We start from the raw sequence: 19,616 nt of genomic DNA, 5'->3' as shown, positions 1-19,616 counted from the left end.
CAGGTAGCAGCCGACCGGCACAGCCGTGGAGGGCCGCATCCCCGGAACACCGGGGGTGCGGCCCTTGGGCGTATCCGGGGTGTGGCCCTTCGTCGTATCCGGACGCGTGGCCTTCCCGCCGCACCCATCGCCCTTCCCCAGACGGAGCACAGGCTTCCCTCAGCCGACCGGCACAGAATCGCTCCATGCCAGGCACCCCTGGGCCGCACGCCCGACGTACCCGCAGCAGCCGCCGTCACCGGATCCGGCCGCTGCGCACCCGCCTGCCGCTTCTCGTCGGCGCGACCCTCGTCGCCGTCTGCGCCGCCCTCGCCCTCATCACCGTCCTCTCCCAACGCGCCTTCCTCATGGGCGCGTTGGACGACCGGGTCGCCGACGCCGCCGCACACGGCGTGGCCGGTGCCGCCCGCGACCCCGCCCGCCCCGCCGACCTCGCCTTCCTCGGTGCCGGCGGCCACCCGGACGGGCTGCTCGCCGCCCGGTTCGACACCGGCGGAGCCATCCTGTCCGCCGCCGTCGTCCGCGGCGACGACGGCCCGCTCCCGCTCACCGTGGCCCAGCGCGCCGCCCTCACCGGCGTCCCCGACGACGGCTCGGCCCACACCCGCACCGTCCCCGGGCTCGGCACCTACCGTCTCACCGCCCTCGACGCGAGCGGCATCCGCGTCCTGGCCGGCCTGCCCCAGGACGACGTACGGCACACCCTCGCCCAGCTGACACGCATCGAAGCCGCGGCCACCGCCGCCGTCCTGCTCCTCGCGGGCGGCGGCTGCGCCCTCGCCGTCCGGCGCCAACTGCGCCCCCTCGGCCGGGTCGCCGCCACCGCGGCCCAGGTCACCCGGGTACCGCTCACTCCCGGCCGGCCCCTCCCGCTCGCCCGGATTCCCGCGCCCGACACCGACCCCGGTACCGAGACCGGCCAGGTCGGCGCCGCCCTCAACCGCATGATCGACCAGGTCGAGGCCGCCCTCGCCGAACGCCGGCGCGACGAGGAACGCATGCGCCGCTTCATCGCCGACGCCGGCCACGAACTGCGCACCCCGCTCGCCTCCATCGCCGGCTACGCCGAACTGATGAACCGCGCCCCCGGACCGGGCGCCGCGGCCGACCTCGCCTGGCGCCGGATCGGCACCGAGTCCGCCCGGATGACCGGCCTGGTCGAGAACCTGCTGCTGCTCGCCCGCCTCGCCGAGGACTGGTCCCCGCGGACGGCCGAGGTGGACCTCGCGGTCCTGGTCGCGGAGGCGGTACGGCATGCCCGTACGGCCGCCCCGGACCACGTCTGGCACCTCGAACTCCCCCTGGAATCCCAGGCGTTGATCACCGGTGACGCGCCCCGCCTGCACCAGGCCGTGGCCGCCCTGCTGACCAACGCCCGCATCCACACCCCGCCCGGCACGACGGTCACCGTCCGCGTCGAGACCGCCGCCGGCCACCACACGGTCCACGTCGGAGACAACGGCCCCGGCATCCCGCCCGTCCTGCTGCCCACGGTCTTCGACCCCTTCACCCGCGCCGACACCTCCCGCACGCGCCAGGGCCTCGCCGAGGGCGGCTCGGGACTCGGGCTGGCAGTCGCGGCGGCGATCATCCGCGCACATGGCGGCACGGCCCGCGTGGCCAGCACCCCCGGCCGGACCGAGTTCACGGTCGAGTTCCCGGCGGCCGGTCCGCCGTGCCCGCCCGGACAGCCCGCGCGGGACCGCCTGCCCGCCGCCGGGCGCGAGACCTCCCGGCCGCTCGGCAGCTCCGCCTGACCCCGGTCCGGCTCACTCCGCGAAAAGCGCGCCGAGATCCGGCACCGCCAGCTCGGCCCAGATCACCTTGCCCTGCGGGGTGTACCGGGTCCCCCAGCGCTCGGACAGCTGCGAGACCAGGAACAAGCCGCGTCCGCCCTCGTCGGTCGCCGCCGCGTACCGCAGATGCGGCGAGGTGCTGCTGCCGTCGGCCACCTCACAGATCAGCGAACGGTCATGGATCAGCCGCACATGGACCGGGTCGGAGCCGTAGCGGATGGCATTGGTGATCAGCTCACTGAGCACCAGTTCCATCCCGAAGCCCAGCTCGGACAGGTTCCATTGGGCCAGCTTCTCGGACACGGCGGCACGCATCCCCGACACGGCGGCCGGCTCGCGCGGTACGTCCCACTCGGCGACGCGGTCGTCCGGCAGTGCCCGGGTGCGCGCGATGAGCAGGGCGACATCGTCCCCGGGACGCTCGGGCAGCAGCTCCTCCAGCACCGCCCGGCAGCTCTCCTCGGGCGGCCGGTCGGGATGGCCCGCCAGTGACCGGCGCAGCAGCTCCATCCCCACGTCCAGGTCGCGCGAGCGGTCCTCGACCAGGCCGTCGGTGTACAGCACCAGCCCGCTGCCCTCCGCGAGCTCGAACTCCGCCGCCTGGAACGGCATGCCCCCCAGGCCCAGCGGCGGCCCGGCCGGCAGATCGAGGAAGGAGACGCTGCCGTCGGGTGAGACCAGCGCGGGCGCGAGATGCCCGGCACGGGCCATCTCACAGCGGCGCGTCACCGGGTCGTAGATCGCGTACACGCAGGTGGCTCCCACGATCTCGCCGGGCGTCTGTGAGCAGGCCTCGTCCTGGTCGATCCGGCCGACCAGGTCGTCCAGGTGACCGAGCAGTTCGTCGGGCGGCAGGTCGAGGGTGGAGAAGTTGTGCACCGCGGTCCGCAGCCGGCCCATCGTCGCCGCGGCGTGCAGACCGTGACCGACGACGTCGCCGACGGCCAGCGCCACCCGGCTGCCCGGCAGCGGGATCACATCGAACCAGTCGCCGCTCACACCCGACTGGGCGGGGAGATAGCGATAGGCCACATCGAGGGCGCTCTGCACGGGCAGCGCCCTCGGCAGCAGGCTGCGCTGCAGGGTCACGGCCATGGCGTGCTCGCGGGTGTAGCGGCGGGCGTTGTCGATGCTCACCGCGGCGCGGGCCACCAGCTCCTCCGCCAGCGACAGCTCCTCCGCGTCGAAGGGCTCCCGCTTGGAACGCCAGAAGTTGACCACGCCCAGCACGCTGCCGCGGGCCTGAACAGGGGCGGAGATGAGCGAGTGGATGCCGTAGTCCAGGATCTGCCGGGCACGCTGCGGATCCTGCACGGTCCAGCCCTCGGTGTCCGACAGATCGGTCACCAGCTCGGAGCGGCCGGCGCGGTAGCCGCGGGCCGGCGGGGTGGCGGGCAGGAAGTCGATCAGCTGCCCCTTCTCGTAGAGCGGGTGATCGTTGCGGATACCGCCCACCGCGACCCGCCGCATGTCCGTCGCCGTCGGGGCCGCTTCCTCGCCCCGCAGCACGGCGTCGGCCACGTCCACGGTGACGAAGTCGGCGAAGCGGGGGACGGCGACCCGTACCAGTTCGTCGGCCGTCCGGACCACGTCGAGGCTGCTGCCGATGCCCAGGCCCGCGTCGTACAGCAGCTCCAGCCGCGCCCGCGTCACCTCCGCACGGCCGGATATGGCCTGCAGTTCGGTGCAGTCGCGGAGCGTCACCACCGTCGCGCAGGGACCGCCCGCGCGGGTCGTGGGACGCTGGTTCACCGCCAGCAGCCGGCCCCCGGCGAAGTGCACCTCGTCGGAGGCCTCGCGCCCGGAGACGAGCAGGTCCACCGTCTCGGCGTCGAGCCCCGGCAGCTCCCGCAGCGCGCGCCCCTCGGCGTCGGAGGGCAGTTCCAGCAGCCGGGCGGCCTCGTCGTTGACCAGCAGCAGCCGCCCGTCGCCACCGACGATGAGCACGCCCTCGCGCACCGAGTGCAGCACCGTGTCGTGGTGCTCGTACATCCGGGTCATCTCGTCCGGGGCCAGGCTGTGCGTCTGCCGCCGCAGCCGCCTGCCCACCAGTGCCGTACCGCCCGTCGACACCACCAGCGCGCCGGCTCCGGTGGCCAGGATGATCGGCAGCTGCCGGTACACCTCGCCGGTCACGTTCTTCACCTTGAGCCCGGCGGAGACGAGGGCGACGACCCTGCCATGCGTGTCGTCGACCGGAACGGTCGCCTGTTCCTCGTGGCCGAGCGGCCCGTGGACCGTCTCGGTGTAGACCTTCCCGGCCAGTGACGGCCCGATCGTGCCCACGAACCGGTGCCCGATCTTGCTCGGGATGGGATGGGTGTAGCGGATGCCCTTGGTGTCCATGACCACGATGAAGTCGACGCCCGCTGCCTTGCGTGTCGCCTCGGTGAGGGGCTGGAGCACCTTGGACGGCGCCGGAGTGCGCAGGGCCTGCAGGATGCCGGGGGAGTGCGCGAAGGTCTGCGCGACGGCGACGGACCGGCGCCTGGCCTCACTGCTGGTGTCACGTTCCGACTGCACGACGAGAGCGATGACGCCGCAGACCACGAGCAGTGCCACCAGCGCCACTTGCAGAAGGAAGACCTGCCCGGCGACGCTGCGCGGGCTCCGGCCGGCTGTGAAGCGCCGGAAGTGACGCCTGAATCGGGCGAATGCGTCCGACATGCGGCATTTGTAGCACCCATATGCCCGGCTGCCTATGGCCGGTCCGCGAAGCGGAGGGGTTTTCTGCACCTCATGCGTCACGCCAGAAGACTCCCGCCCCTCAGGTCACGGTGGTGCACGACGGTGTGTCTGTCCGCGCGGGTCGCTCTGGGCGGACCCGGTGGCGGTGCTCACCGGGTCCGCGAGCCGGGCGGGTGAGGGGGGTGGACATCCGCCCGGGTGGTGCCGGTTCGTGAGGTCGGGCTGTGGGATCGCCTGAGACCGACTGGGATGCGACAACGTTGTCTATGGCCTGTGCATGACTCTACCGCCTCAACCGACAACGATGTCAACCCATTTGAGGTAGCCCGACCGGGTGATCCACCGCGGCGCCTGCCGGGGCGCACGTGCTCTTCTGTGGTACGGGTGGCGCACGTTACCCTCCCTGCGGCTTGTGCGACCTGTGGTGCTTGAGGGAGAGCACGTCGATCCCGCCAGGCCCTCGCAGGCCGGACCAAGCACCCCTCTTCACCCTGGCCACGAGCCGACCGGACACCGAAAAAAAGGGGCGGACCCGGACGGGCCCGCCCCCTCCACCTGACCGCGTCAGGCCAGCAGCTCCACCTCCGCCAGCGTCGACTCGCGGTCCAGGACCAGCCGGTACCTGCTGTACGTGCCGGGTCTGGCGATGGTGAACGCGCGGGTCTGGTGGTCCCAGGCGAACGTCTCGCCCGTGCGGTGGTCCAGGGTCGTCCACGTGGCGCCGTCCGCGGAGCCCTGGAGGGTCCAGCCGGTCGGCGCCTTCGAGTGATCGGCCGGGGACGTCAGCGTGTACTGGGCGGGCCGCACCGCGTGGCCGACCGGGAGGTCCGCCGAGGTGAACGTCGCCTCCGTCGCCGAGGTGTTGTCGAACAGCGGGCCGTCGCCCTTCAGGACGTCCGCCCGGGGCGTGGGCACCTTGTCGTCCTGGGTGACGGAGACCGGCGCCGCGTCCTTGCCCGTGCCCCACGTCGACGGCTCGGCGCCCATGGAGAACTCCAGGACCCCGCCCCTGGACAGCAGCGAGTGGGGGAGCGAAGTCGATGTCCAGGGGCGGCCGTCGAACGTCACGCCCTGGACGTAGACGTTCTTCGCGCTGTTCGCCGGCGCCTTGATCACCAGGTCCCGGCCGTTCTCCAGGTGGACGGTGACCTGCTTGAACAGCGGGGAGCCGATGGAGTAGTCGCCGCTGCCCATGACGAGCGGGTAGAAGCCGAGCGCGGAGAAGAGGTACCAGCCCGACTGCTCGCCGTTGTCCTCGTCACCGTGGTAGCCCTGCCCGATCTCGCTGCCGAGGTAGAGCCGGGAGAGGATCTCGCGGACCGCCGCCTGGGTCTTCCAGGGCCGGCTGGCCGCGTCGTACAGGTACGGGATGTGGTGCGCGGGCTGGTTGGACTGGCCGAGCATGCCCATGCGGACGTCCCGCGCCTCCGTCATCTCGTGGATGACACCGCCGTAGGAGCCGACGAAGTCCGGGGAGGCCGTCTCCGGGGTGGCGAAGAACGTGTCCAGCTTGTCCGCGAGCCCCTGCCGGCCGCCGTAGAGGTTGGCCAGGCCCCGGGTGTCCTGCGGGACGGTGAAGGCGTCGCCCCAGCCGTTGGTCTCCGTGTAGTCGTACCCCCAGACCCGCGGGTCGTACTCCGAGGGGTCCAGCCGCCAGTTCCCGTCCGCGTCCCGGCCCTGGAAGAAGCCGGCCTTGGGGTCGAACAGGTTCACATAGTCCAGGGCACGGTTGAGGAAGTACTCCGACTCCTCGTTGTAGTGCTTCTCGCCCGTCTTCCTGTACAGCGCCGCGCCCATCCGGGCGATGCCGTAGTCGTTGACGTATCCCTCCATCGCCCAGGACAGGCCCTCGGTGGTGGCGGTGCTGGTGTAGCCGAGGAACGGGGACGTCGTCATGCCCTTGCGGCCCACGCCCGCCATCGGCGGGACCACGGTCGCGTTCTTCAGCGCCGCCTGGTACGCCGCCTGCGCGTCGAACCGCACGCCCTTGACGTACGCGTCGGCGAACGCCACGTCCGAGGAGGTGCCGGTCATCAGGTCGGCGTAACCGGGGGAGGACCAGCGGGAGGTCCAGCCGCCGTCCTTGTACTGCTGTATGAACCCGTCGGCCATCTCGCCCGCCTGACTGGGCGTCAGCAACGAGTACGCCGGCCAGGTGGTCCGGTAGGTGTCCCAGAAGCCGTTGTTGACGTACACCTTGCCGTCGACGATCTTCGCGCCGGTGTGCGTCGGCGTGTCCTGGCTCGGCATGGGGGAGAAGGGGGAGGCGTACTGGTCCTTGCCGTCGACCTTCTCGAAGCCGGAGTTCGGATACAGGTACAGCCGGTACATGCTGGAGTACAGCGTGGTCAGCTGGTCCGGGGTCGCACCTCGCACCTCGACCTTGCCCAGCAGCTGGTCCCAGGCACGCCGGGCCCGCTCCCTGACCGTGTCGAAGGAGGTGCCGTCGGGGATCTCCTGGCGCAGGTTGTCCTTCGCCTGGTCGACACTGATGAGCGAGGTCGCCAGGCGCAGCGTGACCGTGTGGTCCGCGCCCGCGTCGAACCGCAGATAGCCCTTCACACCGGTCGAACCGCCGTCCGTCACCGGCTTGTCGAACACGCCGTACACGAACAGCCGGGTCGCGCCCGTGGACAGGCCCGACTTCACGTCCGAGTACCCGGTGACGATCCCGTTCTCCTTGTCGAGGGTCAGCCCGGCCTGCTCGGTGACGTTGTCGAAGAGCACGCTCGCGTCGTTGCCCGGGTAGGTGAAGCGCAGCACCGCCGCATGGTCGGCCGGGGTCATCTCGGCCTTGACGCCGTTCTCGAAGCGGACCCCGTAGAAGTACGGCCGCGCGGTCTCGTTCTCGTGCCGGAACGGCAGGGCGCGCGCCTTGCGGCCGGTGTCCGGGGTGCCGGTCACGGCCGACGGCATCACCTGGAAGGTCTGCCGGTCGCCCATCCACGGGCTCGGTTCGTGGCTCGCGCTGAACGCCTGGATCGTGGGCAGGTTGTCGGCGTTGTTCGCGCGCGCGTACTCGTACAGCCAGCTCAGCGAGGACGCGTTGGTCACCGGGGTCCAGAAGTTGAAACCGTGCGGCAGCGCGGTCGCGGGGAAGTCGTTGCCGCGCGAGAAACTCCCGCTGGAGTTGGTGCCCCGGGTGGTGAGGGCGTAGTCGGACAGATGTGCCTTCGGCTTCTCGGGCGCGACCCGCCTCAGCGCCACGTCGTCGATCCAGCCCCGGAACTTCGCCGGTCCGGCGGGGGAGTCGTACGCCACCAGGATCCGGTCGACCGTCTTGCCGGCCGCGACCGAGCCGATCCGCGCGACCACGTTGTTCCACTGGTTGACGTACAGCGACTTCGACGCGCCCTGCCCGCGCGGCGACAGCGGGAATCCGTGCTGGTCCACTGCGCCCAGGTCGCTGAGATAGGTGCCGTCGGTGAAGGCCAGGTCCACGGCGACGTTCGTGGCGTCGTAGTCACGTTCGCCGTCCGCCATCTGCGGGAAGACGCGGTACGACAGCTGGGTGCCGGCGTCGACCTTCACGTGCGCGTCGAAGACCTTGTTGTACGAGTACGCCCGGCCGGGCGCCGTGTGCCGGCCGGCGTAGCGCAGTGCCCTCTTTCCGGTGAAACCGGCCCGCGCCTTGGCCGTCGGCGAGCCGGTCGGGCCGTTGTCGACCAGCGTCAGCATGTCCTGCGGCACCGGTCCGCCCCCGCCGCCGGTGGAGAACTGCACATCGGCGAGCTGCAGGATGCCCAGGGCGCCGTTGTTCCCGGTGATCGCCAGCCGGAAGTGCTGGTACTCGGCCGGCTGGGCCAGGTCGTACGACCTCGTCTGGAACCGCTCCGAGAAGGTCTCGTCCGAGCGGGTGTCGACGGTCTTCCAGGTGCTGCCGTCGGCGGAGCCGAGCAGGGTCCAGGCCCTGGGGTCGCGTTCGGCGTGGTCGTTGGCCGAGGTGAGCGCGTACGTCGCCAGCTTCACGGGTTTGTCGAGGTCGAACTCCACCCAGCCGGTGGGCTCGAACGTCAGCCACTTGGTGCTGGGTTCGCCGTCGACGAGGTTCTCCTTCACCTCGCCCGCGCTCGCGTTCTCGCCGCTCGCCCGGACATCGGTGACATGGTCGGTCACATTGCCCGGGATGCCGGTGCTGTACCCGCCGTCGACGCCCGAGGCGCGCTTGCCGCCGTCGGGTGCGGTGTCGACGGTGTCGATCCAGGTCGGTGCCGGATCGCCCGTCTCGAACGAGGATGCGAACTCACCTACGGCGGCCGGAGCCTTGGCGGGCAGGGCGACCGCCGCGCCCTGTGCGCCGACGGCCATGACAAAGGCGGCCGTGAGGACGGCCGCCGGACCCCATCTGTGCAGAGTTCTCCGCTGCATCTACGGATTCCCCTCCTGCACCCCCTTCGGACAACGTTGTCAAACTCGGGGCGCAGGGACCAGTAGGACGTCAAGTGACCGGTGATGTCAAGGGTGTTGGGTGTGGCATTCAGGGACTTGTGCCAAGAATTCCGCTGCCCGCCCGCCTGTGAGGGCTCACGTTTCCCCGAGGTCTCAACTAGGAAAAGACCCATCGCGAACCCTGCATTCGATCTTGCTCAGGCGGCCGGAAGTGGACTATACCTGTCGGCACTTCCAGCGTGACCCTGCACCACCCAGCTTGACCCGACAGCGGTGCCGGGGAGGATCCGGTTCACCGCCTGAGTCCTGGAGAAGGCGAGGACTTGAGCATGGGATCCACCTCGAACAACAGTGCCGAAGGCGTCGGCCGGCGTGATCTGATCAAGCGGTCCGCGGCGCTCGGCCTGGTCGCGGCCCCGGGCATGGGATTGCTGTCCGCCTGTGCGAGCAGCGGCGGGGGCGGCCAGAAGAAGGACAAGGCGGGAAAGAAGACCGCCAAGAACCCGCTCGGGGTCAATGACACCGCGAAGATGGAATTCGTCCTCTTCGACGGAGGCTTCGGCAAGGAGTACGCCGAGGACGCGGTGAAGATCTACGAGGGGAACTTCCCCAAGGCCACGGTGAAGTTCTCCGCCACCCAGAAGATCCAGTCCACCCTGCAGCCCCGATTCAACCAGGGCAACCCGCCGGACCTCATCGACAACTCCGGTGCCGAGCAGATGGACATGGGTGTGCTCGTCGGCAAGAACCAGCTCGCCGACCTCACCCCGCTGCTGGACGCGCCGTCGTACGACGACCCGGGCAAGAAGGTCCGCGACACGCTGCGCCCCGGCATCGTGGAGATGGGCCAGTTCGACGGCGCCCCGGTGTGGATCCTGTACTACGCCTACACGGTCTACGGCGTCTGGTACTCGCAGAAGGCCCTGGACTCGCTCGACGCCGAGTACCCGAAGACCTGGGACGAGATGCTCGCGGTCTGCGAGAAGGCCAAGAAGAAGGGCATGGCGGGCTGGACGTACGCGGGCAAGTACCCGTACTACCTCCCCTTCTCGCTCTACCCGATGATCGGCAAGGTCGGCGGCCGTGAGGTGCTCGACGCCATCGACAACCTGGAGCCGAACGCCTGGAAGCACCCGGCCGTCAAGGCCTGTTTCGAGGCGTACTACGAGCTCTACCAGAAGGGCTACATCCTCAAGGGCACCCCGGGCCTGGACCACATCCAGTCGCAGACCGCCTGGGCCAAGGGTGAGGCGCTGTTCATCCCGAACGGTTCCTGGGTGGAGAACGAGTCGGCGAACGTCATCCCGAAGGACTTCGACCTCGCGGTCTCCGCACCGTCCGGCATCGACGGCAGCGACAAGATGCCGTTCGGCACCATCTGGGCCTCCGGCGGCGAGCCCTTCGTCGTGCCGGCCAAGGCGGCGAACCCCGAGGGCGGCATGGAGCAGCTGCGCATCATGCTCTCCGAGGCCTCCTCGAAGAACTTCACCGCCAAGGTGAAGTCGCTGACCGCCTACAACGGCGGTACGACCGGCATCACGCTCACCCCGGGTCTGAAGTCGGGTGTGGCCGCACTCCAATTGGCCGGATCCAACGTGGTGAATCCGCGGCTTCAGGACTGGTATGTGCAGCTGCAGAAGGAGAAGATCGGGGTGTCCGGTCTCGGCGAGATGATGGCCGGCCGGCTCACCCCGGCCGAGGCCGTCAAGAAGATCCAGGGTTTCGCCGACGAAGCGGCCAAGGACAACACCATCAAGCACTACAAGCACCAGTAATCAGCAGCCCCTGACCGCACCGGAGTGGCGATGCAGCACGGCAAGTACCGGTTCATTGTGGGGTTTCTGGCATTGCCCCTGGGACTGTACGCGCTCTTCGTTGTCTGGCCGTTCATCCAGTCCATCTACTATTCGTTCACGGACTGGACCGGCCTGAGCCCCGAATTCAAGATGGTCGGCTTCGACAATTACACGAGGATGTTGCACGACGACATCTTCTGGAAGTCGCTGGAGCACAGTCTGCTGTTCGCTCTGGTGCTGCCACTGGTGACGATCAGTCTGGCGCTGTTCTTCGCCTTCATGATCAATGTGGGCGGACGGCGGAGAAGGGGCGGCCCGGTGATCTCGGGTGTCCGGGGCTCCTCCTTCTACAAGATCGTCTATTTCTTCCCGCAGGTGCTGTCCATCGCGATCGTCGCGCTGCTGTTCCAGTTCGCGTACAACCCGGACAGCGGCGCGGTCAACTCGATCCTGCGCGGCATCGGCCTCGACAGCGTCCAGCCGCTGTGGCTGGGCGACCCGAACCTCGCGCTGTGGTGCGTGATGGCCGTGCTCGTCTGGTCCACGGTCGGCTTCTTCGTGGTCCTGTTCTCGGCGGGCATGGCCTCGATCCCGGCCGAGCTGTACGAGGCGGCGCTGCTCGACGGCGCGAGCCGGGCCACCACCTTCTTCCGGGTCACCCTGCCGCTGCTGTGGGACACCGTGCAGTCCGGCTGGGTCTACATGGGCATCCTCGCGCTCGGCGCCGAGTCGTTCGCGGTCGTACAGATCATGACGACCGGCCCGGGCGGGCCCGACTACTCGACCACGGTGCTGGTCCTGTACGTGTACCAGAAGGCGTTCCGGGACGGTCAGGCCGCCTACGCCACCACGATCGGTGTCGCCCTCCTCGTCGTCACGCTCGCGTTCGCAGCGATCGTGATGCGGCTGGGGCGGCGCGAGCGGCTGGAGTACTGAGAAGCGATGAAGACGACCGAGACCCCCGCACCGCTGCCGGCCGAGTCCGGCGCGACCGTCTCCACGATCGACGTACCGGCGCCCGAGCCCGCCCGGAGGAAGAGGGAGGGCGGTGTCCTCAACGTCTTCTCCCACGGCGTGCTGGTCATCTGGGCGATCATGGTGGTCACGCCGCTGCTGTGGGCGGTGATGACGTCCTTCAAGAGCGACAGCTCCATCTTCAGCTCGCCCTGGTCGCTGCCGGACAAGCTGCACTTCGACAACTGGTCGCGGGCCTGGACCGACGCCAACATGAGCGACTACTTCCTCAACACGATCCTGGTGGTCGGCGGCTCGCTCATCGGCACCCTGGTCCTCGGCTCCATGGCCGCCTACGTCCTCGCCCGCTTCGACTTCCCGGGCAACCGCTTCATCTACTACCTGTTCGTCGGCGGCATGAGCTTCCCGATCATGCTCGCGCTGGTCCCGCTGTTCTACGTCGTGAACAACATGGGCCTGCTGAACACGATCCACGGCCTGATCCTGGTCTACATCGCGTACTCGCTGCCGTTCACGGTCTTCTTCCTGACCGCGTTCTTCCGTACTCTGCCCACCTCGGTGGCGGAGGCGGCCTTCGTGGACGGCGCCTCGCACACGCGTACGTTCTTCCAGATCATGCTGCCCATGGCCAAGCCGGGCCTGATCAGCGTCGGCATCTTCAACTTCCTGGGCCAGTGGAACCAGTACATGCTGCCCACGGTCCTCAACACCGACCCGGACAAGAAGGTCCTCACCCAGGGCCTGGTCCAGCTGGCGGTCAGCCAGGGGTACAAGGGCGACTGGTCCGGTCTCTTCGCGGGCCTGGTGATGGCCATGCTGCCGGTGCTCGGGGCGTACGTCGTCTTCCAGCGCCAGGTCGTCCAGGGCCTGACCGCGGGGGCGCTGAAGTAGGCCGGAGAAGCCCGCGGGATCACCGTCCGTCACCGTCCGCAAGCACGCCGTCCCGGCTCCGGGGCGGCGTGCGCCGCTGTGTCCGGGATCCGGAAGGTCACCCGGAAACGGTTCAACCTCTTGACGTATGTCGCCCCGAACGGCTCAGCTTAGAGTTCACTAGTTGGACATACGCGGGGCCTCGCTGAAGCGGCCCCGCGCTCAGGAGGTCGTCGTGGAGACTCCAGGGTCGCAGTCGTCGCTGCACCGAGCCAACCTGGAGCGGGTCGTCCGGGCCGTACGCCTGGCCGGGTCCCTCACGCAGGCGGAGATCGCGCGGACGACCGGTCTGTCCGCCGCGACCGTCTCCAACATCGTGCGGGAGCTGAAGGACGGCGGAACCGTCGAGGTCACGCCCACGTCGGCGGGTGGCCGGCGGGCCCGCAGCGTCAGCTTGAGCGGGGACGCCGGCATCGTGATCGGCGTCGACTTCGGGCACACCCATCTGCGGGTCGCGATCGGGAACCTCGCCCATCAGGTGCTCGCCGAGGAGTCCGAGCCGCTGGACGTCGACGCCTCCGCCGCGCAGGGCTTCGACCGGGCCGAACAGCTGGTCAGCCGCCTGATCGCGGCCACCGGCGTGAACCGGTCCAAGGTCGCCGGGGTGGGCCTCGGCGTGCCGGGTCCGATCGACGTCGAGTCGGGGACGCTGGGGTCGACCTCGATCCTGCCGGGCTGGGGCGGCACCAAACCCGCCGAGGAACTGCGCGAGCGGCTCGGCGTGCCCGTGCACGTGGACAACGACGCCAACCTCGGCGCCCTCGGCGAGCTGGTCTGGGGCAGCGGGAAGGGCGTGCGGGACCTCGCGTACATCAAGGTCGCGAGCGGTGTCGGCGCCGGTCTGGTGATCGACGGGAAGATCTACCGGGGGCCGGGCGGCACCGCGGGTGAAATCGGGCATATTACCCTGGATGAATCCGGCCCGGTCTGCCGTTGCGGCAACCGGGGCTGCCTGGAGACCTTCGCGGCCGCGCGCTATGTGCTGCCGCTGCTCCAGCCCAGCCACGGCCCCGATCTCACGCTGGAGGGCGTCGTACGGCTGGCCAGGGAGGGTGACCCGGGCTGCCGTCGGGTGATCGCCGACGTCGGCCGACACATCGGCAGTGGAGTGGCCAATCTCTGCAATCTGCTGAACCCCAGCCGGGTCGTCCTCGGCGGTGATCTCGCCGAGGCCGGTGAGCTGGTCCTCGGCCCGATCAGGGAGTCCGTCGGGCGCTACGCCATCCCCAGCGCGGCACGCCAACTGTCCGTGCTTCCCGGGGCACTTGGGGGCCGTGCGGAGGTGCTGGGGGCGCTCGCCCTCGCCCTCAGCGAGATGGGCGATTCGACCCTTTTGGAGGGTAGTGTCGCCACCGCTCTGCCCTCGGTGGCGCCTGCCTTCACTTAGAGAACGGATGGCACCGTTGCCATCTCGTTAAGGATTTACTTCTTGACGTCGAACTCGCGGCCGAGTTGACTTCCAGCCACCTCGGCCGCAACGACGCGGCCTCGTCAGGGAGGTTTCTGAAGTGAACGCACGTATGCGTCGTGCCGCCGTTGTCGTTGCCGCCGGTGCGATGGCCGTCACGCTGGCCGCATGTGGCAGCGCCAAGGAGTCGAAGAGCGGCAGCTCCTCCTCCTCGTCCTCCGCCAAGAAGGGCGACAACATCAAGGTCGGTCTCCTGCTTCCGGAGAACAAGACCGCGCGTTACGAGAAGTTCGACCGGCCGCTGATCGAGAAGAAGATCAAGGAGCTGACGAACGGCAAGGCGACCCTGGAGTACAACAACGCCCGCCAGGACGCGAACCTGCAGGCCCAGCAGGTCGACACCATGATCACCAACAAGGTGGACGTCCTGATCCTGGACGCGGTGGACGCCAAGGCCATCCAGAACTCCGTGCAGAAGGCCGTGGACGCCGGCATTAAGGTCGTCGCCTACGACCGCCTCGCCGAGGGCCCGATCAGCGCCTACACCTCGTTCGACAACGAGGAGGTCGGCAAGACCCAGGGCCAGGCCCTGCTGAAGGCGCTGGGCAGCAAGGCCAACAAGTCCTCCAAGATCGTCATGGTCAACGGCTCGGTCACCGACCCGAACGCCGCCCAGTTCAAGAAGGGCGCCCACGAGGTCCTCGAAGGCAAGGTCACGATCGCCAAGGAGTACGACACCAAGGAGTGGTCGCCGGACAACGCCAACTCCGAGATGGAGGCGGCGATCTCCGCGGTCGGCAAGAACAACATCGCGGGTGTCTACTCCGCCAACGACGGCATGGCCGGCGGTATCATCACCGCCCTGAGCGGGGCCGGCATCAAGGTCCCGGTCACCGGCCAGGACGCCGAGCTCGCCGGTGTGCAGCGCATCGTCGCCGGTACGCAGTACATGAGCGTCTTCAAGTCCTACCCGCAGGAGGCGAACGTCGCCGCCGAGCTGGCGGTCGCCGTCGCCAAGGGCCAGGACCTGAGCTCCGTCGCCAAGGACAAGGTCTCCAGCGGCAGCGCCAAGGACGTCCCGTCGGTCATCGTCCCGGTCGTCTCGCTGACCCAGGACAACATCAACGACACGGTCATCAAGCAGGGCTACTACACCGTCGCCGACATCTGCACCGCCGACTACAAGGCGGCCTGCGACAAGATCGGCCTCAAGTAAGCCGCGTCAAGTCCCTTCCCGTACACGGGCGTTCGTCCTTGAATGCCCGTAGGGAAGCCGACTGACCGCCCCAGGCTCCTCCGGCGTCCCGCGTACACACAGCCCCGCAAGCTCGGCGCGGGGCGCCGGACGGAATTCCCCCCAAAAACTTCTGCACAACCTCCCGCCGGGTCAGGCGGCGAAGGAGATGGTTCACGTGTCCGCTACGCCCGTGCTGGCGTTGCGCGGGGTCTCCAAGCGATTCGGTGCCGTTCAGGCGCTCACCGACGTAGAGCTTGAGGTCCACGCCGGTGAGGTGGTCGCCCTGGTGGGCGACAACGGCGCCGGAAAGTCCACCCTGGTCAAGACGATCGCCGGCGTGCACCCGATCGACGAGGGTGCCATCGAGTGGGACGGCAAGGCCGTCACCATCAGCCGGCCGCACGACGCCCAGGCCCTGGGCATCGCGACGGTCTACCAGGACCTCGCGCTGTGCGACAACATCGACGTCGTCGGCAACCTGTTCCTCGGCCGTGAGCTGAGGAAGTGGGGCGTCCTGGACGAGGTCGAGATGGAGCGCCGCTCCCGCGAGCTGCTCACCACGCTGTCGATCCGCATCCCCAGCGTCCGCATCCCGATCGCCTCGCTCTCCGGCGGTCAGCGCCAGACCGTGGCCATCGCCCGCTCCATGCTCGGCGACCCCAAGCTGGTCATCCTCGACGAGCCCACCGCCGCCCTCGGCGTCGAGCAGACCGCCCAGGTCCTCGACCTGGTGGAGCGCCTGCGCGAGCGCGGCCACGCCGTCATCCTCATCAGCCACAACATGGCGGACGTGAAGGCGGTGGCCGACAAGGTCGCCGTCCTGCGCCTCGGCCGCAACAACGGCGTCTTCGAGGTCAAGACGACCTCGCAGGAGGAGATCATCTCCGCCATCACCGGCGCCACCGACAACGCCGTGACCCGCCGTGCGGCGCGCACGAACGGGGAGGTTTCCAAGTGAGCATCGACAAGACCTCCGCGAGCGAGCAGACCCCGGCGCAGGACGACCCGCCCGTCGTGGAGAACCCCGAGGCCGCGGCCGCCGCGGTCACCGCGGTCGACCCGCGCCTGCTGGTCCAGGAAGAGGGCCTGCTCGGCTACTGGCACGAGTTCAAGCGCAAGATGAAGGCCGGCGAGCTGGGCTCCATCCCGGTCGTCCTGGGCCTCGCGATCATCTGCATCATCTTCCAGGTCCTGAACTCGAACTTCCTGTCCGCGCAGAACATCAACGACATCACGATCACGATGGTCGGCACGGGCATGATCTCGGTCGGCATCGTCTTCGTGCTGCTGCTCGGCGAGATCGACCTGTCCGTCGGCTCCGTCAGCGGCGCGGCCAGCGCCCTCGCCGGTGTCCTCGCGGTCAACCAGGGCTGGCCCGAGTGGGCGGCCGTGCTCCTCGCCGTCGTCGCCGGTATCGCCATCGGCGCGCTGCACGGCTTCTTCTTCGCGGTGCTCGGCGCCCCCGCCTTCGCCGTCACGCTGGCCGGTCTGCTGTTCTGGCTGGGCTTCATGCTGAAGGTGCTGGGCGCCGACGGCACGATCAACCTGGACCCGAACGGTCTGGTCGGCAAGCTGACCACGTACTACTTCTCGGACGTGGCCGCCGCCTACGGGCTCGCCGTGGCCGTGGTCGCCGTGTTCTTCCTCTCCTCCTTCCTGGGCAACCGCCGCCGGGAGGCCGCGGGCGTGCCGTCCCGGCCGCTCAGCGACACGATCCTGCGCACGGCGCTGCTGGCCGTGATCTCCTTCGCCGCGGCCTACATGTACAACCAGTACAAGGGTCTGCCGCTGGCCACGGTGATCTTCCTGGCCTTCCTGATCGGCACGGACTTCGTGCTGCGCCGTACGTCGTACGGCCGCAAGATCTTCGCGCTCGGCGGCAGCGTGGAGGCGTCCCGGCGTGCAGGCATCAACGTCACCGCCGTACGGATCTCCGTGTTCGCCATCTCCGGCGGTTTCGCGGCCATCGGCGGCCTGTTCCTGGCGTCGAAGATCGCTTCGGCCAACCAGAGCGCCGGCACGGGTGACCTGCTGATGAACGCGATCGCCGCGGCCGTCATCGGTGGCACGTCGCTGTTCGGCGGCCGGGGCCGCACCTGGAACGCGCTGCTCGGTGTGCTGGTGATCGTCTCGATCCAGTACGGCCTCCAGCTGGAGTCCATCGCGGAGCCGGTGAAGTACATGATCACCGCGGCTGTGCTGCTCACCACGGTCGTGATCGACTCGATCACCCGGAAGACGCAGAAGACCGCAGGTCGTGCGTAACGCCGTCGGCTAGGACCAGTGCCCGGCACGTCGAAACGTGCCGGGCACTGTCATGTCTGGCAAAGCAAGAACATTAGACTCGGGCGAGCCCGGCAAAGCTCGATCAGCTCAACGCAAGGAGGCACGGGTGCCGCTGCTGACCCGCATCAGGGGACCGCGCGATCTGGACCGACTCAGCCTGGAGGAGCTGGACCAGCTGGCAGGGGAGATCCGGACCTTCCTCGTCGACGCCGTCTCCAAGACCGGCGGCCACCTCGGCCCCAACCTCGGTGTGGTGGAACTGACCATCGCCCTGCACCGGGTCTTCGACTCGCCGAAGGACAAGGTGCTCTGGGACACCGGCCACCAGTCCTATGTGCACAAGCTGCTCACCGGCCGGCAGGACTTCGCCGGGCTGAGGCAGAAGGGCGGCCTGTCCGGCTACCCCTCGCAGGCCGAGTCCGACCACGACGTCATCGAGAACAGCCACGCCTCCACGGTCCTCGGCTGGGCCGACGGCATCGCCAAGGCCAACCAGCTGAAGAAGCGGGACAGCCATGTCGTCGCCGTCATCGGTGACGGCGCGCTCACCGGCGGCATGGCCTGGGAGGCGCTGAACAACATCGCCGACGCCAAGGACCGCCCGCTGGTCATCGTCGTCAACGACAACGAGCGGTCGTACGCCCCCACCATCGGCGGACTCGCCAACCACCTGGCCACGCTGCGCACGACGGACGGCTACGAGCGGTTCCTGGCCCGCGGGAAGGACCTGCTGGAGCGCACGCCGGTCGTCGGCAAGCCGCTCTACGAGACCCTGCACGGCGCCAAGAAGGGGCTGAAGGACTTCATCGCCCCGCAGGGCATGTTCGAGGACCTGGGCCTGAAGTACGTCGGCCCCATCGACGGGCACGACATCGAGGCGCTGGAGTCCGCCCTCGCGCGGGCCAAGCGGTTCGGCGGCCCGGTGCTCGTGCACTGCCTGACCGAGAAGGGCCGCGGCTACCAGCCCGCCCTCCAGGACGAGGCCGACCGCTTCCACGGCATCAGCCCCATCCACCCCGACACCGGCCTGCCGGTCAAGGCGACGGGCGTCGACTGGACCTCCGTCTTCGGTGACGAGATGGTGCAGCTCGGCAAGGAGCGCGACGACATCGTGGCGATCACGGCCGCCATGCTCCAGCCGGTCGGCCTGAAGAAGTTCGCGGACACCTTCCCGGACCGGATCTACGACGTCGGCATCGCCGAGCAGCACGCCGCCGTCTCCGCCGCGGGCCTCGCGTACGCCGGGCTGCACCCCGTCTTCGCCGTGTACGCCACCTTCCTCAACCGCGCCTTCGACCAGGTCCTGATGGACGTGGCCCTGCACAAGTGCGGGGTGACGTTCGTACTGGACCGGGCCGGTGTCACCGGCACCGACGGCGCCTCGCACAACGGCATGTGGGACATGTCGATCCTGCAGGTCGTGCCGGGGCTGCGGCTCGCCGCGCCGCGTGACGCCGAGCAGGTGCGGGCCCAGCTGCGCGAGGCCGTCGCCGTCGACGACGCGCCGACCGTGGTCCGCTTCTCCAAGGGCGCCGTCGGGCCCGCCGTACCGGCCGTGGGCCGCGTCGGCGGCATGGACGTGCTGCGCGAGCCCGGCACCGACAGGCCGGACGTGCTGCTGGTCTCCGTGGGCGCCCTCGCCCCGATGTGCCTGGATATCGCCGGCCTGCTCGACAAGCAGGGCATCTCCACCACCGTGGTCGACCCGCGCTGGGTCAAGCCCGTCGACGAGGCCATGGCCCCGCTGGCCGAGCGGCACCGGGTCGTCGTCACGGTCGAGGACAACAGCCGCGTCGGCGGTGTCGGCTCCGCGATCGCCCAGGCCCTGCGTGACGCGGGCGTGGACGTACCCCTGCGCGACTTCGGCATCCCGCCGCGTTTCCTCGACCACGCCTCCCGCGCCGAGGTCCTCACCGAGATCGGTCTGACCGCACCCGACATCGCCCGCCAGGTCACCGGTCTGGTCGCCAAGCTGGACGGCCGGTTCGAGGGTACGGCCGCCGAGGTGGACTCGGTGGAGCCGGCGCGCGACTGACGCGCGACGCGCCCCTACGGGCCGGTCACGCCACTCCTTGCGGTGGCGGAACCGGCCCGTTTGCGTGAACCTGCCC

General features: G+C 69.4%; 11 protein-coding genes. 9 read left to right on the top strand and 2 right to left on the bottom strand.

Annotated features, from left to right (window positions below; translation table 11 throughout):
* Positions 1-185 precede the first annotated feature (185 nt).
* Positions 186-1,757, top strand: a complete 1,572-nt coding sequence (locus O1G22_RS10285) for a sensor histidine kinase (protein WP_270081077.1) — start codon at positions 186-188, stop codon at positions 1,755-1,757.
* Positions 1,758-1,769: 12 nt separating this feature from the next.
* On the opposite strand, the gene O1G22_RS10280 is transcribed toward O1G22_RS10285, so the two are convergent.
* Positions 1,770-4,463 (bottom strand): SpoIIE family protein phosphatase, encoded by a 2,694-nt coding sequence (locus tag O1G22_RS10280; protein ID WP_270081076.1) that lies wholly within the window; start codon positions 4,461-4,463, stop codon positions 1,770-1,772.
* Between the two features lie 585 nt (positions 4,464-5,048).
* Positions 5,049-8,852 carry a GH92 family glycosyl hydrolase gene (locus O1G22_RS10275; RefSeq protein WP_270081075.1) on the bottom strand — a complete coding sequence of 1,268 codons (3,804 nt, stop codon included), beginning with the start codon at positions 8,850-8,852 and terminating at the stop codon, positions 5,049-5,051.
* 350 nt (positions 8,853-9,202) lie between these two features.
* Between O1G22_RS10275 and ngcE the strand changes: the two genes are divergently transcribed.
* The 8 genes from ngcE (at position 9,203) to dxs (ending at position 19,540) form a co-directional block, all read left to right on the top strand.
* Positions 9,203-10,648 (top strand): N-acetylglucosamine/diacetylchitobiose ABC transporter substrate-binding protein, encoded by a 1,446-nt coding sequence (gene ngcE / locus O1G22_RS10270; RefSeq protein ID WP_270081074.1) that lies wholly within the window; start codon positions 9,203-9,205, stop codon positions 10,646-10,648.
* A gap of 30 nt (positions 10,649-10,678) precedes the next feature.
* The gene (locus O1G22_RS10265) at positions 10,679-11,605 is read left to right on the top strand and encodes a carbohydrate ABC transporter permease (RefSeq protein ID WP_270081073.1); all 927 of its coding nucleotides are present in this window, start codon (positions 10,679-10,681) and stop codon (positions 11,603-11,605) included.
* Positions 11,606-11,611: 6 nt separating this feature from the next.
* Complete coding sequence (locus O1G22_RS10260) at positions 11,612-12,535, top strand: carbohydrate ABC transporter permease (protein ID WP_270081072.1); 924 nt, start codon at positions 11,612-11,614, stop codon at positions 12,533-12,535.
* A gap of 214 nt (positions 12,536-12,749) precedes the next feature.
* Positions 12,750-13,961 carry an ROK family transcriptional regulator gene (locus O1G22_RS10255; protein ID WP_225095781.1) on the top strand — a complete coding sequence of 404 codons (1,212 nt, stop codon included), beginning with the start codon at positions 12,750-12,752 and terminating at the stop codon, positions 13,959-13,961.
* A 121-nt stretch (positions 13,962-14,082) separates the two neighbouring features.
* Positions 14,083-15,198 (top strand): substrate-binding domain-containing protein, encoded by a 1,116-nt coding sequence (locus O1G22_RS10250; RefSeq protein ID WP_270081071.1) that lies wholly within the window; start codon positions 14,083-14,085, stop codon positions 15,196-15,198.
* Positions 15,199-15,385: 187 nt separating this feature from the next.
* Positions 15,386-16,177, top strand: a complete 792-nt coding sequence (locus O1G22_RS10245) for an ATP-binding cassette domain-containing protein (protein WP_270081070.1) — start codon at positions 15,386-15,388, stop codon at positions 16,175-16,177.
* Positions 16,174-17,484 carry a sugar ABC transporter permease gene (locus O1G22_RS10240; RefSeq protein ID WP_270081069.1) on the top strand — a complete coding sequence of 437 codons (1,311 nt, stop codon included), beginning with the start codon at positions 16,174-16,176 and terminating at the stop codon, positions 17,482-17,484. Before O1G22_RS10245 ends, O1G22_RS10240 begins: the two co-directional genes overlap by 4 nt.
* Positions 17,485-17,611: 127 nt before the next feature.
* A complete protein-coding gene (gene dxs, locus O1G22_RS10235) occupies positions 17,612-19,540 on the top strand; it encodes a 1-deoxy-D-xylulose-5-phosphate synthase (protein ID WP_270081068.1) in 1,929 nt (642 codons plus the stop codon).
* Positions 19,541-19,616 lie beyond the last annotated feature (76 nt).

The sequence above is a fragment of the Streptomyces camelliae genome (assembly GCF_027625935.1).
GTDB classification, from domain to species: Bacteria; Actinomycetota; Actinomycetes; order Streptomycetales; family Streptomycetaceae; genus Streptomyces; species Streptomyces camelliae.
This window is presented reverse-complemented; position numbering and strand designations above follow the sequence as displayed.

Bases quoted from the DNA above. Each gene is read 5' to 3' on its own strand.
- ngcE (WP_270081074.1), top strand. From the start codon at position 9,203: ATGGGATCCACCTCGAACAACAGTGCCGAAGGCGTCGGCCGGCGTGAT.
- O1G22_RS10265 (WP_270081073.1), top strand. From the start codon at position 10,679: ATGCAGCACGGCAAGTACCGGTTCATTGTGGGGTTTCTGGCATTGCCC.
- O1G22_RS10245 (WP_270081070.1), top strand. From the start codon at position 15,386: ATGGTTCACGTGTCCGCTACGCCCGTGCTGGCGTTGCGCGGGGTCTCC.
- O1G22_RS10280 (WP_270081076.1), bottom strand. From the start codon at position 4,463: ATGTCGGACGCATTCGCCCGATTCAGGCGTCACTTCCGGCGCTTCACA.
- O1G22_RS10260 (WP_270081072.1), top strand. From the start codon at position 11,612: ATGAAGACGACCGAGACCCCCGCACCGCTGCCGGCCGAGTCCGGCGCG.
- O1G22_RS10285 (WP_270081077.1), top strand. From the start codon at position 186: ATGCCAGGCACCCCTGGGCCGCACGCCCGACGTACCCGCAGCAGCCGC.
- O1G22_RS10275 (WP_270081075.1), bottom strand. From the start codon at position 8,852: ATGCAGCGGAGAACTCTGCACAGATGGGGTCCGGCGGCCGTCCTCACG.